This is a genomic window from Streptomyces sp. NPDC021356, from assembly GCF_040641015.1.
Classification (GTDB): domain Bacteria; phylum Actinomycetota; class Actinomycetes; order Streptomycetales; family Streptomycetaceae; genus Streptomyces.
In genome coordinates, this window is sequence record NZ_JBFACU010000024.1 from 18,253 (window position 1) to 33,212 (window position 14,960).

Sequence of the window (14,960 nt, forward strand, 5' to 3'; positions counted from 1 at the left end):
CCCCGCACACCTACCGCCGCGGAGTCCGGTAGTGGCGGGCGGCCCACGCCTGGAAGTGCGGTGCCCGGGCGATGAGTTCCTCGTACGTTGCCAGGGCCGCGCCGAAGAGCGTCTCCGCGACCTCGTCGGACACCCGCTCACGGTGCCACACCAGCACGTAGCGGCACCACAGCGGTGTGCCGGCCAACGGTTTGACGACCACGCCCGGGTTCGGCTTGCACGTCGCCTGGACCACGGAGACCCCCAGCCCGTCGGCGATCATCCGCTGCAACTGGTCCCGGTCGCCGAGGAACTCGTGCACCGTGACGGGGGCGAAGCCGGCTGCCCGGAAGGCGTCGTAGCAGACCCCGGGCCAGCCAGCGCCGTCGTCGGGAGTCAGGAACCAGGCGTCACCTGCCAGGTCGAGCAGAGGCACGTCCAACTGCCCGTTCGCCGGGTGGTGGGCGGGCAGGGCCACAAAGCTGGGCTCGGTGACGATGCCGCGGCGCACCACCGCCGCCGAATGGCTCAGTTCCTGTCCCGGGTAGTCGACGGCGACGGCGGCGTCCAGTCTGTCCTCCTCCAGGAGCCCGACGATCTCGGCCGAGGAATACACGCTGCTCACCTGCGCGGTGAGAGCCGGAAGGACGGCGCGCGCCCGTTGCAGGAGCCCCGGAAGGATGGGCGTGTTCGTCGCGGCCACCCGCAGCACCACCCGGTCGGTCCTGTGCGCGCCCGCCGTCGACCGCCTCCCGATCGCGTTGGCCAGCGCAACCACCTCGCGTGCCTGCACCACCACCTCGACCCCGAAACGGGTCGGCGTCACTCCGGAACTGCCCCTGACGAACAGCACCTCGCCCATCAGCCGCTCGATGCGCTTCAGCTGGCTGCTGACCGCCGGCTGCGAGCACCCCAGGACCGTGGCCGCCCTGCCGAGGCTCATCGTGTCGGCGATCGTGCACAGCATCCGCAGGTGTCGGAGCTCGAGTTCCATCAGCACCCGTCCAGATCTCTCAGGAGCGCGCCAATTTTACGGCTGATCCCGGCTATTGGGGCTGCCGGTGCAGGCGTCCGACCGCACCGTCCGTACGGTGCTCGTCCAGCAGCGCCCGGGCCTGCCCGTACGACAGCCGGGCGAACCCGGTGTCCGGGTATACGTTGCGCGGCACGAGACCTTGCCGGGGCCATGCCTGCCGGGGCGGAAGACCCGGTCGCTGTCCTGGCGCATACCGCCCGTGCACGACGCGGGCCTGGATGCGGCGACCGGAGCCCCGGCAGGAGATCACGGTAGGGGCCCCCGGGCCAGGGCGCGGTCGCGGGTCCCACGGCTGCGTCCGCGTCCCCAGAGAGAGGATGACGGGCCTGCACGCGTGCTGGGCCGACGCCTGCACCGCAGGAAGGCCAGGCCCCGCCGGCCCCCTTCCGGGTGGCTGCAGTGCCGCCTTGGCGGGCGTGGGCCAGGCAGCGGTGCGAGCGGTGGAAGCAGCAAGCCGGCGCCCTCGTCCAGGGCCTGGGGATGGTTGTCGCAGGGCACTGGGGACGCCGCAACCGGCCCGCGGTCGCCTCTACGCTGCCGGGACCACGGAGCCGAAGGAGGCAGCGGCGATCTGCTGGACGTAGCGGATCTCGGTGCCGTTGAGATTGGTGGGGTTGAGGGAGTAGACGATCTTGCGGGAGAGGTCACGGGTGGAGAACACACCGCTGGTGTAGCCAGGACGGGAGCCGGTCTTGCCCCAGACCACGACCCCGTTGGACGCCTTGACCCGCATCAGTCCCATGGTCATACAGGCCCGGCCGGCGTCTGCCTCGGTACGGCACTGGCTGCTGTGGAAACTGGCGACGGCGGGGACCGTGAAGAGTTCGGCCTGTTGGGCCGGCGGAAGGAAGCGGCCACGGAAGAGTGCGGTCATGAAGCGGTCGAGGTCGGCGGGGGTCGAGATCATGCCGCCCTCCGCCCAGGGCCAGGGACTCTGTTCAGTGACGTCCACCGGATGCGTGGTGCCGTCCGGGGACTTGACCATCAGGTATCCGTGAGAGTGCGGGTTCGGCAGCCGCGGGTCGTCGGCGTCGGGGACATAGGTGTCGTGCAGGGAGAGCGGCCGGGTGATCCGGGATCGCACCTCGTCGGCGAAGCCGTGCCCGGTGATCTTCTCGACCAGCAGGCCGGCGACGTAGTAGTTCATCCCGTTGTACTGCTGCGCGGTTCCCGGCGCGAACTGCATGGGCTGGCCCGCCATCAGGTCGACCACCTGCTGCGGTGTGAAGCTCTTCGAACGGTTGGTGGCGAACCATTCAGGACTGCCGTCGCCGAAGTCGGGGCTCGCAGCGCCGCGCGGAAGGCCGCTGGTGTGGTTGAGCAGTTGGCCGACAGTGACGGCCGGCAGGCCGGCAGGCAGGACGCCCGGAAGGTACCGCTGGACAGGCTCGTCCAGTTCGATCCGGTGCTCAGCGGCGAGCTGGAGAACGATCGTGGCGGTGAAGACCTTCGAGATACTGCCGATCCGGATGTGCGCGTCGGACGGCACGCCCTGATGGGACCGCAGGTTGCCCACACCCGATGTGCCCGACCAGTGGCCCGCACGACCACTGATCCGGAGCAGCGCGCCGGTGACATCCGCATTCGGCAGGCCGCCGATGGCTGCTTCGAGCGCGGCCGGATCCAGCCCAGGCAACGGCACGGTGGCGGCAGCGCGGGTGGGGCCTGACGCGGTGGCGGAGGCGGGAGCGGCCACCCCTGTGGCCAGGGCCGTCAGCAGGGCCCCGCAGGCGGTCAGGATGGTCCAACGGGTGCGACGCGCTGAGCTGTTCACGATGGCGCTCTCCATAACCTTGGTGGTCGGACCGGTGATCGACCGGCCCGACCACGATTCTCTTCCGCACCGGCAGCCCAGCTCATCAGGGAACGCCCCTGAGCAGACCCTGACCGAACCCGGACACCTGACTGCGGGTCAGGTCACGACGGCCTGTTGTGTCCACGGCGGGGGGTGCACAGACCGGTGCCTGCCCCCTCCGGATCCACGGTCATCTGCGCACGACCGGTATCCGCGCCCACAGCGAGGATCGCGGCAGCCGTCTGCACGCCGGCCATGTTCTCCGCGGCTTCCGCACCGCGGAGGCGTGCGTGGACGTAGCGCCACTCACCTGCGCACCTCAGCGGGCGGCCGCGTCACCACAGGGCGTCCTCCGCGACGTCCCAGCACGCGCTCGACGACTACGGCGGAGAGGCAGAGAAGAGCCGCGAGCACGGAGAAGACGGGGAAGATCGCGGTGCCGCCCCAGACGGTCGCGCCGATGCCCACCAGGAGTGTGGGCGTGATGAGCGCCCCGTACGCGAGCAGGTAGAACATGGACATGACGGACCCGCGCCGCTCGGCGGGGATGTGCACGGTCAAGTGGCGCAGGGAGCCGCCGAAGGCGAGTCCGTAGGCGCCGCCCTGGAGTGCGACGGTGACGATGATGACGACGGCGCTGCCGGTCGCGAAGCCGCCCACTCCGGCCAGCATGAGCACGGCGAGCGCCGTGTCGCCGACGAGTGCGACCGTGCGGGCCGGGTAGCGGGCGCTGAGGACCTGTGTGGAGGCTGCGGCGAGGGTCACGGCCGCGATGACGACTCCGCCGAAGAACGGTCCGTCGATGTGCGCGGCGTGGGCGGCGATCGAGGGTTCCAGTGAGAAGCAGACCCCGAGCACGGCCCAGGCGGCGCCGGCGCCGATCACAGCGAAGACGAAGCGTCCGCGGATCTCCTCGGGTACGTGCGGGCGGGGGATGCCCAGGGGCGCGGCCCCGGCCGAGGGGCGCGGCTCACGCATCACCAGGAGGAGGGCGAGCAGGACCAGGGCGATGAGCGCGTCGGCGAGGTAGGGCAGGAGCAGCGGGTGGAAGCCGGTCTGGGCAAGACCTGCGGTGCCGAGCGCCGCAACGGCGATGCCCACGTTGAACGCGATGGCGGTGAGTGTCCCGCTCCGGGCCGCTCGCTCGGGGCTCACGTCCAGCAGGGCGGCCCCGCCGACGACGACGATCGCGCCGATCCCCAGGCCGTTGAGCATCCGTGCCACGACGAGATATCCGGGTCCTGCGGCGAAGACGAAGACGGCGAGCCCGGCGAGCAGCAGGAGGACGGCGACGAGGAGCACGGGGCGCCGGCCGTACCGGTCGGACAGGGCCCCGGAGACGAGGATCGCGACGACCGCCACGGCGCCGTACGCGGCGAAGATGACGGTGGTGAGAACGGGTGGATAGTCCCACTTCTCGGCGTACAGGGAGTAGAGCGGTGAGGGGATGGCGGAGGTCGCCTGCCCGAGCATGAGGAGGACGAGGAGGGCCGCGTAACTCCATGACTGGGGACGACGGCCGGGGGAGAGCGCCTTCACGAGGACTCCTGACAAGTATGATGTGAGTCGTACTTCGAGGACACTAGGGAGAAGTACGATGCTCGTCAAACTTGGAGCTGTCTGATGCCGCCCTGGGAGACCCCGCCCGACCAGTTGCCGCCCGTCGCAGGCGTACAGAAACTGCTGCGCGCACTCGCAGACCCCGCACGCCTGGAAATGCTCCGCCGCCTGGCGACACACCCCGCCGGCGAAGCCCCCTGCTCGGATCTCTACGAGGGACTGAGCAAATCCACCGCGACTCACCACTTCAAGATCCTCGTCGAGGCCGGCGTCCTTCACCCGGTGATGGTCGGCCCCTCCCGCGGGCACCGCCTCCGCCGCGCCGCCTTGCAGGACGCCGCACCGGGCCTGCTGGACGCGCTGATGGCGGCTATGGCGCGGGAAGCCTGACGACCTCGGGGTGTGGCGCGGCAGCACGACGGGCGCCGGTTGTCGCGGAACATGCGAGGTGGCAGGCCTGCCGGGGACTGTTCTGCCGCCGCAGCCGGCCCCTACGGCGCCGCCGCACGGCCTCCCGGTCCGGGGGTGAGAGGCGGCGTCGCCGGACAGTGGACCGGGCCAAGCCCCGCACCGGAACAGGCACCCCGCGAGAACAGCCTCGCCGCCTTGCTGTCACGTGAGCCGGACACCCGTGCGGGCGGCACTGGCGCGCCTGCAAGGGGGGAGGGTCGGGCCACGATCTACGCCCAGGGGGGCGCCCAGGCGCGCGACCTCACCCTGGAGGAGGTCCACGAGTCGGCCGAGGTGCGGCATTCGAGGTCTCCCGGTGCCTCGGGAGCGTGACGCCGGCCATGCGAGGGGTGTCACGTCTTAAAGAGGGCCGTAAGTACGGAAGCCCCTGAACAGGTGCTATGTAACTATTGGGTCCGAATTAGGGCATTTCTCCGTAGGCGGGTAGTAGGTCACACCATTGCGTCCCGTGCCGGCCGCCGCTAATCATGGCTGTCGTCGCTGCGGCCCGGACGACCGGACGCACCCGACTCCCTGTGGGCCTGCTGCTCGTGATCGCGGCTGCCCCGACGCCGCCGCGGCACGACAGCGGCCGGCACTGACGATGTCCCCTCCGGAAGGTTTGCTTTCGCATGGCCATGACCACCCGCACCCGCATCGCCCGCCTGCGCACCATCGGTCTCACGGGCCTCGCCACGACCGGCGCCGCGGCCGTCGCCCTCACCCTGATACCGGCCAGCGCGCAGGCCGCCGACATGACGACGCAGGTGTCCGCTGCCACCGCGGCCAAGGCCTCCACCCACCCCAGCCAGCGCGCCGTCCAGCAGAAGACCGGCAGCGCCGACAACCTCGACGGCTGGATCAATGAGTCCTTGCAGGTCATGAAAGCCAAGGGCATCCCGGGCAGCTACGCGGGCCTCAAGCGCAACATCATGCGCGAGTCCGGCGGCAACCCCAACGCACAGAACAACTGGGACGTGAACGCCAAGAACGGTGTCCCGTCCAAGGGCCTGCTTCAGGTCATCGACCCCACCTTCAACGCCTACCACGTCGCCGGTACCGCGCACAGCATCACCGACCCGGTGGCCAACATCACCGCAGCCGCCAACTACGCCGCTCACCGCTACGGTTCCATCGACAACGTCAACTCCGCCTACTGACCGGGCCGTCCGCACGGGGCGCCGGCCACGTCGGCCTCGTACCGGGTTCGTCCCGCAGGTGACGAGGTCGGCCGCCGGACGGGGGCAGCAAGATGGCGACAGAGATGCCCACCACCAGGGCCGCATGAAGACGGCCCTGGACGGCCTGCGGACCCGCCCGGGGTGCGGTGCCGGATGCGGCTGGATCGCCACGCCGCACCAGGCCCGACGTGACGCCGAGCAGACAGCCAGGGCGGACGAATCGGACCGTGAAGCGGCCGTCGGCACTGAGCGGACCCGTGCCTGCGCTGGCGGCCGGGACGGGCCGGGTGGTGCCGGACGCCACTTCGCGGACGAAGCTGGTGGAGGCGCGGTCGTCGGCGGTGACCGGGCTGGTGTCGGAGCGACCGAACAGGACGAGGCCGCCGTCCGCGCTGATCGTCGACGTCTCACAGAACGGGCCGACCCCGGAGAGAGCCATGAGCGGCCTGCCGGTGCGCAGCGCTCCTGACCGAGCCGCTGCGCCTGCTGCGCACCGAGCCGGATCTGTGCCGCTCGGGCTTCTACCAGGCAATCGTCTTCGCCGGGTCCTCCGCAGCCTGCCAGGCGCCGATCGGCACCATGACCAGGTTCGGAGGGAGCGGGTGGCCGGCCGTGCGGGTAAGCGAGCGAGGCGCTGACCGGGCGCTTCGCCCGGAGCCGTGCCGCATCGGTCACCGCGATCTCCTGCAGTTTCACCAGCAAATCTCGGTCTTATCGGCGAAGGTCTCAAAGGCGCGCAGGAAATCAGGACAGTGGGAGTACTTGTGCCTACGCGCATGGGGGTTACCGTGGTCTTGTGGCTTCCGATCAGGCAGCGTCGGCCGACGCGGTCGGCAGCGCCATCGACTCCGTAAGCGTCCTGAGCGAGGACTCGCGGCGGCGCATGTTCGCCTTCATCCGCCGTGCCGGCCACGCCGTCACCCGCGACGAGGCCGCCGCGAGCGTGGGCATTTCCCGCAAGCTGGCCGCCTTCCACCTCGACAAACTCGTCGACGCCGGCCTGCTGCGCGCCCGCTACGAGACGCCCGGCGGGATCCGCAAGGTCGGCAGACGGCCGAAGGTGTACGAACCCAGCGGCGCCCAGATCACCGTGAGCATCCCCGACCGGCGCCACGTACTCCTGGCGGACCTCCTCCTGGACGCCGTCCTGACCGAGGAAGCCGGCGAGAACGCCACACAGGCGGCCCTGCGGACCGCCGAGCAGCGTGGTTTGCGAATGGGGGCCGCCGCACGGAAGGCGACCCGGCCCGGGCGCCTGGGCCCCGAGCGCGGGCTGACCGCCTGCGAGGGGTTGCTGGAGGAGTACGGCTACGAACCCGTCCGGGAAACCTCCACCCGGCTGCGGCTGCACAACTGCCCGTTCCATCCCCTGGCCGCGAAGGCTCCTGACCTGGTGTGCGGCATGAACCAGGCTTTCCTCAGCGGCTACCTCACCGGCCTGGAGGTCCACGGCATCCAGGCCGTCCTGGCTCCCGAGCCCGGCGCATGCTGCGTCCGGCTGGGCCCGACCGACACCGATCGCGATGACCAGATGCCCGAGGATCACTGACACGGCACCGGCCGCCCGCCCCCGCGGGCCACCGGCCCGGGGCACGACCCTGCCTGCGGGAAAAGACCGGGGGAGCACGCCCGCGCCCGCGGCCCCTGCGGGACACACCCGTCAACCGGTGCTCGACCTCCGGGTCGAGCTGGGGAAAGACGCCCGTTTTGGCGTTCCTACCGGAGTACCGCCATGTTGACCAAACGCATTCTGAACTCTCCTGTCCCGTCCACGGCACCGAGGGACCGGTCCGCTCCCACCACCGCGCCGATGACGGCCGCCGCCGACGCCGGGCTGCTGCTCATCCGGCTGACCTTCGGCCTGCTGATGGCCGGGCACGGGGCGCAGAAAGTCTTCGGGCTCTTCGGGGGCCCGGGTCTGACGGCGACCGGCAAGGGGTTCGCGGCCCTGGGATACCACCCGGGCAACCTCTTCGCCGTGGTCGGTGGCATGTCCGAGTTGCTCGGTGGCCTCGGTCTGGCCCTGGGGCTGCTGACACCGCTGGCGGCCGCCGCCCTGATCGGCGTCATGATCAACGCGATGGTCACGGTCACCGGCGGTCACGGCCTGTGGGACACGAACGGCGGCGTGGAATACAGCGTGTGCATCGCCGTCGTCGCGCTGGCCGTAACCGCCATCGGCCCGGGCCGACTGGCCGCCGACCGCCCCTTCCGCTGGGGCAAGGGCGGCTGGAAGGAGGCGGCCTTCGCCCTCGGCCTGGCCGGCATCGCCGCGGCGATCACCCTCAGTCTTTAGCAATACGAAGCGACCACCCGCCTCGCGAAGCCGCGTCCGGCCGGCTCGACGCCTTCCCCCCGGCCGCTGACGCGGTCAACACCTCGTCCACGACCTTCCCCCTTCGGCCTGGTACGGGATCAGGCGATGTCCGTCCGCTCCTCCTCGTCGCCCGGTGCCGAGGTGGCCGCGGTGAGTCGGTCGGTGATCTCTGCGGCGGTCAGCACGAGATCGCCCGCGCCACCAGCCGTGCGGAGGGTCCTGGCTTCGGGAGGTACTGGCCTGAGACGGCTCCGGCAGGCACCTCGCCCGTCGGCCCGCCGCGTTCCGCCCTTCTCGGCCGCGTCGTTGTCCGCCTGCAGCCCGCAGCCCGCAGCCCGCAGCCCGCAGCCCCCTCCGCGCGAGCTATTGGTCTGCCGACTTGCGTACGCCCGCACGGTAGGACCCGGGGGTGGTGCCCATGGCCTGGGCGAAGGTGTGGACGAACGCGCTGGTGGTCGCCCAGCCGCAGGCGTGGGCGGTGTCGGTGACGGTGACACCCTCGGCGAGCATGACCATCGCGGTGAAGACGCGAACCCGAGTGCGCCACTGAGGGTAGGTCATGCCGAACTCGTCGCGGAACAGACGCGAAAGAGTGCGTTCACCGGTGTGGACCCGGGCGGCGAGTTGCGCAAGGGTGCAAGGCCGGCGCAGGTCGTCTTCGGCGAGGCGGCAGGCGTCGGCAAGCCGTTGGTCCCGGGCAACCGGCAGGGCGACGGGCTGAGCTGTGACGCGGCGCAGCCGGTCGCGGAGCACTGCTTCGATGCGCCGGGTCTCGGCCGGTGTGAGGGTGGTCCCGGTCAGGGCGATGAGGAGTTCGCGGACCAGGGCGTCCACCGCGATGACCGTCGGCTGCTCGGTGTCGAGGAGGGGAGCCCTGCCGTGGGCGGGAAAGCCTACGGTGTGAAACCGGCTCGGCCCGTAGAACCGGTGTTCGTGCCAGGTGTCGGCGGGGACCCACAGGGCCCGGTCGTTGGAGGCGATCCAGGATCCGTGTTCCGTGGTGATCGCGAGTACCCCGGAGCTGACGTAGATGAGCTGGTGGTCGTCGTGGCGATGGCGGTCGATGGTGTCGCCGCCCTCGCGGAACTGGGTGCTGGTCGCCGCAACAGGCGTGTGGCGGATCTGCGACATGGACAGGCAGAATACGGGAAGCGCGCACGGGGTGCTGCTGTCCATCGTTGACGGGTGACATCGATCCAGGAAACAAGCGCTCCTCGTGAGGCCGGTGGCCCCCAGGAGCACTGGCGCCGGATGCGGATCTGGGCCAGTGCCCACGCCGTCGACGACTTCTACCAGGGCCTGGTACCCGCGGCCGTCCCGTACTTCGTGCTGCTGCGAGATTTCAGCTATGTGCAGGCGTCGGGGCTGGCTCTGGCCGCGACGCTGGGCAGTGCCTTGCCGCAGGTGCCGATCGGGCTGCTGGCCGACCGGTACCGGCTGCAGTGGATGTCGCCCCTGGGTATCGGCCTGGCAGGGACCGGGGCTGGGCTGTCGGGGCTCGTCCCGTCCTATCCGCTGGTGTTCGCACTCCTGCTGATGGCGGGCGTGGGCATCGCCCTGTTCCATCCGCCCGCGGGACGTGATGCGCGCCGTGCGGCCGGTGGCAGTGCCACCGCGATGAGCTACTTCGCCGCCGGCGGCAGCGTCGGCTTCTTCGTAGCCCCGGCGCTCGTCACGCCCGCCCTGGACAGACTCGGGATGAGCGCGACCGCGCTGTTCATCCCGCCGGCCGTGCTCATGGGCTTCTTCCTGCTGCGGCATCACAACCGCACCGCCGGTACGGCGGTCAAGAAGATGCAGCGCGAGGGGAAGGACCGGCCCGGTCTGTTCGCGGCACTGACCGCCGTCGAGATCGTGCGCTCCACCATCTCGACCGGACTCAACACGTTCATCTCCCTGTACTGGATCCGTCACCTGGAGGCGAGCAGCGGCCTCGGCGGCATCGCCCTGACCCTCGAACTCGGCGGCGGCGTGCTCGGCACCCTGCTCGGCGGCCGACTGGCCGACCGCGTCGGCATGGTCCGCACGGTGCAGATCGGCAACGCCGCCATGCTGCCCGCCCTGTGGCTCATGCTGATGTGTGACGACAGGTATTTCGCGCTGCCGCTGGCGTTGCTGGTCGGTCTGATCTCGAACATCCCCTTCGCCGTGCTCATCAAGCTCGGCCAGGACTACCTGCCCGGCAGGCCCGGGACCGCTGCCGGTGTCACCCTCGGTCTCGCGGTGAGCGCCGGTGGACTGTTCATGCCGCTGCTGGGCCTCGTCGCCGCCCACTACGGCCCCCGGGGCACGCTCATGGTTCTCGCCACCGTGCCGGTCCTCGCGATCCTGCTCTCCACCGCGCTGCGCGAGCCGGCCCTCCCCGAACCAGAAGCCGTCAAGCCCCCGCCCGCCGCGACCACCTGACTCCGACCAGGCACCGGACGGCACCTGTGGTGTCCCCAGGAACACCGCCGAGCTTCGCGACGGTCGCTGAGGCGGTGAGCGGGCCTTGACCCCTGGTCCTGAACGCGGGGTGCGCGGCTTCGGCCCAACGCCGCGAAGTCACCGGTAGTTCGACGAATCCGGTGGTTGTGCTGTGGGTTGACGGCAGGTCGGGTTTGGTCGTGGGCCGGTGGGAGGAGTCAACTCGCTTTCCTGGGTCCGAAGATGACCGCTCGCCGTCCGTGTCCGCCTGGGCCGGGGCCGTTGGAGGAGTGCGCGGCCAGGTTCGACGACCTCTTCTTCAGCCTGGCCCAGCGGCGAGGTTTCCGCGAGTACCTGACCGGATTGCCGGCGCCGCGGGAGCGGAACAAGACGATCACGCGCCTGGCGGGGGCCGAACCGGTGGCGGCTGCGGCGATGCCGGCGGTGCAGCGGCTGCAGTTCTTCCTGTCCTCGCGGCCCGCGGGAAGGAGGCGGGCTTCGGCTGCCGGGCGGTGGTCGACGACTGCGCCTACTGCGTCAGCGACGACTGGTACCTCGCACTGCGCGAGGCCGACCCGGGCCTACGTGGTCGCACCCAAGCCGCACCGTGACACCTGGGCCCCGGCAGACCAGCCGCACACGCACCATCGACGCGGCTCACGCCCTGACCTGGGGTGATGCCAGGCGTCCCGGCGACTGGACACCCGTGGAGCGCCATGTGCGCGACGGGCACACCGAAACCTGGTGGGCCGCCGAGGCCCGCCCGGGCGGCTGCGGACCCGACTCACCCTCCGAACTCCACGCCCTGATCGTCGCGCCGCGGCACCGGCCGCACGCTCCCCGGCTCGTCGCCGACCGGGCGCGCCCATCTCCTGCGATCCCTGTGCGCCACGTCGGGGATCGCCTGGCCTGAGTACGGCGAGGCGCTTGTGAACGCCACGGCCTGGGTACTCGGAGCCGCGCCATTCACCAGCCGGACGAGTAAGCGAAGGCCCAGTGATCACCCAGGCAAGGGGAACGTGACGTGACGCTGCGCATCGGGGCAGAGGAAGAGTTCCACGTGCTGGACGTGGAGAGCGGCCGGCTGGTGCCACGCGCCCGCGCCGTACTGGACCGGCTGCACAGGCCCGGATTCACCACCGAACTTCAGCGGTCGGCCGTGGAGAGCAACAGCGCGGTGCACGACACGCTCGACGCCCTCCTCGCGGACCTTGTCCGGTCACGGCGATTGCTGGACGCCTCGGCCGCCTCGCTCGGCCTGGTCACGGTGGCCGCCGGCACCGTGCCGCTGGCCCGGTTGAACCCACGTGAAGTCACTTCCGGGCGTCGATACCGGCACATGGCCGACGAGTACCGCAGGGTCGCCGACGAGCAGCTCATCTGCAGCGCGCAGGTGCACGTCGACATACCCGACCGGGACACCGCCGTACGCGCCATGTGCCTCGTCTCGCCGTGGCTGCCGCCACTGCTCGCGCTGTCCGCCAGCTCGCCGTTCTGGCTCGGCGAGGACACCGGCTACGCGAGCTGGCGGACCATGCTGTGGCAGCGCTGGCCCACCGCCGGGCCACCGGGCTGCTATGCCGACGCCGCCGCGTACGACCGGGCGCTTGAGGGGCTGATCGGCTCGGGCGTCATCAGCGACGCGGGCATGGCGTATCAGGATGTGCGGCCCGCCGCTCACCAGCGCACGCTGGAGTTGCGGATCTGCGACGCCTGTCCGCGGGTGGAGACGGTCGTGCTGGTCGCGGGACTCTTCCGGGCGCTGGTCCGGGACGCGTGCGACCGGCTGGCCCGCGGGGAAGCCGGCCGGTGCGACGGCCACCACGAGTGGCTCCGGGCCGCGAGCTGGCGAGCCGCCCGTTCCGGCCTGGAAGGCGTGCTGGTCGACCCGGTCACGAGGCGCGCCGCCCCCGCCCACGGTGTGCTGCGCGACATGGCGGCCCGGCTGCGCCCCGCTCTGGAGGCATCCGGTGACTGGGAGAACGTGCACGAACTGCTCACCTGGGCCCTGGCCGATGGCAGCGCCGCGCACCGGCTGCGGCGGGCGGTCGGGCGCGATGACCTGTTCGCCGGTGTCGACCTGCTGATCGCCGGGACCCGCGGAGCAGGTCGTCCACACGGAGGCGCGGCGGCCCGTCCCGCCCGGGCGCCCCACCTCAGCCCGGTCGCCGGAGGCGCCGGATTCTGACGGGTCGATCCCATGTCCCTCCGTCCCACATTTCGTCAGGCACCGCCGGTGTCTGACGACCGCCCCAGGAGAGTGGTCAGCACCATGTCCCACGTCCCCGCCTCCACCATCACCGACGACCGCCCACTCCCGGCCGCCCGGCCTGCCCGCGCGTCCGTCACGCACGGCAGACACCCCGCGGCGGCCGATCCGGCTGCCGTGCGGGGGGTGACCGCCTGATGTGCGGGCTCAGCGGCGAGGCCAGGTTCGACGGCGGGCAGCCGGACCTCGCTGCCGTCGAACGCATGACCGACCGGCTCGCTCCCCGTGGCCCCGACGGCCGCGGGCTGTGGTCGCAGGGGCCCGCCGCACTCGGCCACCGGCGGCTGAAGATCATCGACCTGACGGACAGCGGAGCGCAGCCGATGGCCGACCCCCGGGCGCGGCTCGTCGGCGTGTTCAACGGATGCGTCTACAACTACCGTGAACTGCGCCACGAGCTGGCCTCCCAGGGCCACCGGTTCTTCTCCGAATCCGACACCGAGGTGGTGCTGAAGGCGTACCTGGAGTGGGGCGCCTCGTGCGTCGAACGCTTCGTCGGCATGTTCGCCTTCGTGATCGTCGAGCAGGCGAGCGGCAGGGTGGTCCTGGCCCGCGACCGGCTCGGCATCAAGCCGCTGTACCTGGTCGAGTCGCCCGGACGGCTGCGGTTCGCCTCCTCGCTGCCCGCACTGCTGGCGGCCGGCGGGGTGGACACCTCCCTCGACCCCGCTGCGCTGCACCACTACTTCAGCTGGCACGCGACCGTGCCCGCGCCCCGCACCGTACTCAACGGTGTGCGCAAGCTGCCGCCGGCCACCGTACGTGTCGTCGAGGCGGACGGCACGTACCGCGACCACTGCTATTGGCAGCCGGTCTACACGCGCCGTCCCGAGCACGCCGGCCTGACCCCGCAGGACTGGACGGAAGCGGTCCTGGATGCGCTGCGCACAGCGGTGCGGCGCCGGATGGTCGCCGACGTACCGGTGGGCGTGCTGCTGTCGGGCGGCCTGGACTCCAGTCTCATCGTGGCGCTGCTGGCCGACGAGGGGCAGCGCGACCTGGCCACCTTCAGCGTCGGCTTCGAGGCCGAGGGAGGGGAGGAGGGCGACGAGTTCCACTACTCCGACCTGGTGGCGCGGCGCTTCGGCACCGACCACCACCAGCTGATGGTTCCCTCCGACCGGGTCTCGCAGGCCCTGGAAGGAGCCGTCCAGGCCATGAGCGAGCCCATGACCAGCCACGACGTGGTCGCCTTCCATCTCCTGTCCGAACAGGTGGCCAAGGAGGTCAAGGTCGTGCAGAGCGGTCAGGGCGCCGACGAGGTCTTCGCCGGCTACCACTGGTACCCGCAGATGGCGCGCGTGCCCCGCCACCGGGCGGCCGACGCGTACGCCGAGACGTATTTCGATCGTCCGCACGCCGACCTCGCGCGCATGTTGGACCCCTCGGTGCTGCCCGGCCACGACGTCTCCGGCGACTTCGTGCGGGCGCACATGGCCGCACCGGGCGCCGAGACCGCCCTGGACGCCGATCTGCGCTTGGACACACACGTGATGATGGTCGACGACCCGGTCAAACGGGTCGACAACATGACCATGGACTGGGGTCTGGAGGCCCGCGTGCCGTTCCTCGACCACGAACTGGTCGAGCTGGCCGCCGCATGCCCACCCGAACTCAAGCTGGCGAACGGCGGGAAGGGCGTCCTGAAGGCGGCGAGCCGCCAGGTCCTGCCTCGGGAGGTCGGCGACCGGCCCAAGGGCTACTTCCCCGTCCCGGCGATCAAGCACATGGCCGCGCCGGTGCTGCAACGCGTCCGCGAGGCCCTCGGCGCCCCCGAGGCGCGGACCCGCGGGCTGTACCGCCAAAGCTGCGTCGACGAACTGCTTGCCGCGCCCGACGTCCACCGCACCAAGCGCGGGGCGAACGCGCTGTGGCAGGCCGCCTTGCTGGAAATATGGCTGCAGACCCACGGAATCCGCTGACCGGCGCCCCCTCCTTCCCACCACGCCCGGCCGGGGACGTGGGGG

At 71.1% G+C, this 14,960-nt stretch carries 12 protein-coding genes; 7 read left to right on the forward strand and 5 right to left on the reverse strand.

Annotated elements, in window-relative coordinates:
* Nucleotides 1–10: 10 nt before the first annotated feature.
* The 4 genes from AB0G56_RS28190 to AB0G56_RS28205 form a co-directional block, all read right to left on the reverse strand.
* On the reverse strand, nucleotides 11–973 hold the full coding sequence (locus tag AB0G56_RS28190; RefSeq protein ID WP_360974275.1) for a LysR family transcriptional regulator: 963 nt from the start codon (nucleotides 971–973) through the stop codon (nucleotides 11–13).
* 52 nt (nucleotides 974–1,025) lie between these two features.
* Entirely contained in the window at nucleotides 1,026–1,148 is a 123-nt protein-coding gene (locus AB0G56_RS28195; RefSeq protein ID WP_360974278.1) for a hypothetical protein, read from the reverse strand.
* A 396-nt stretch (nucleotides 1,149–1,544) separates the two neighbouring features.
* The gene (locus AB0G56_RS28200; RefSeq protein ID WP_360974281.1) at nucleotides 1,545–2,789 is read right to left on the reverse strand and encodes a serine hydrolase domain-containing protein; all 1,245 of its coding nucleotides are present in this window, start codon (nucleotides 2,787–2,789) and stop codon (nucleotides 1,545–1,547) included.
* A 327-nt stretch (nucleotides 2,790–3,116) separates the two neighbouring features.
* Entirely contained in the window at nucleotides 3,117–4,349 is a 1,233-nt protein-coding gene (locus tag AB0G56_RS28205) for an MFS transporter (RefSeq protein WP_360974284.1), read from the reverse strand.
* Between the two features lie 84 nt (nucleotides 4,350–4,433).
* On the opposite strand from AB0G56_RS28205, the gene AB0G56_RS28210 reads away from it, so the two are divergent.
* The 4 genes from AB0G56_RS28210 (at nucleotide 4,434) to AB0G56_RS28225 (ending at nucleotide 8,297) form a co-directional block, all read left to right on the forward strand.
* Entirely contained in the window at nucleotides 4,434–4,760 is a 327-nt protein-coding gene (locus AB0G56_RS28210; protein ID WP_360974287.1) for a helix-turn-helix domain-containing protein, read from the forward strand.
* Nucleotides 4,761–5,458: 698 nt separating this feature from the next.
* A complete protein-coding gene (locus tag AB0G56_RS28215; protein WP_360974540.1) occupies nucleotides 5,459–5,980 on the forward strand; it encodes a transglycosylase SLT domain-containing protein in 522 nt (173 codons plus the stop codon).
* An 817-nt stretch (nucleotides 5,981–6,797) separates the two neighbouring features.
* A complete protein-coding gene (locus AB0G56_RS28220; protein WP_360974290.1) occupies nucleotides 6,798–7,550 on the forward strand; it encodes a transcriptional regulator in 753 nt (250 codons plus the stop codon).
* Nucleotides 7,551–7,811: 261 nt separating this feature from the next.
* Nucleotides 7,812–8,297: a DoxX family protein gene (locus tag AB0G56_RS28225; protein ID WP_360974293.1), complete on the forward strand. Its 486-nt coding sequence runs from the start codon at nucleotides 7,812–7,814 to the stop codon at nucleotides 8,295–8,297.
* Between the two features lie 384 nt (nucleotides 8,298–8,681).
* Here the strand turns inward: AB0G56_RS28225 and AB0G56_RS28230 are convergent, their stop codons facing one another.
* A complete protein-coding gene (locus AB0G56_RS28230; protein ID WP_360974296.1) occupies nucleotides 8,682–9,449 on the reverse strand; it encodes a helix-turn-helix transcriptional regulator in 768 nt (255 codons plus the stop codon).
* Between the two features lie 54 nt (nucleotides 9,450–9,503).
* Here AB0G56_RS28230 and AB0G56_RS28235 point away from each other — a divergent pair, with 54 nt between their 5' ends.
* From AB0G56_RS28235 to AB0G56_RS28245, 3 genes are all read left to right on the forward strand, one after another.
* Complete coding sequence (locus AB0G56_RS28235; RefSeq protein ID WP_360974299.1) at nucleotides 9,504–10,724, forward strand: MFS transporter; 1,221 nt, start codon at nucleotides 9,504–9,506, stop codon at nucleotides 10,722–10,724.
* A gap of 1,024 nt (nucleotides 10,725–11,748) precedes the next feature.
* Entirely contained in the window at nucleotides 11,749–12,912 is a 1,164-nt protein-coding gene (locus AB0G56_RS28240; RefSeq protein ID WP_360974302.1) for a YbdK family carboxylate-amine ligase, read from the forward strand.
* A 218-nt stretch (nucleotides 12,913–13,130) separates the two neighbouring features.
* Nucleotides 13,131–14,915 carry an N-acetylglutaminylglutamine amidotransferase gene (locus AB0G56_RS28245; RefSeq protein ID WP_360974305.1) on the forward strand — a complete coding sequence of 595 codons (1,785 nt, stop codon included), beginning with the start codon at nucleotides 13,131–13,133 and terminating at the stop codon, nucleotides 14,913–14,915.
* The last annotated feature ends 45 nt before the right edge of the window (nucleotides 14,916–14,960 follow it).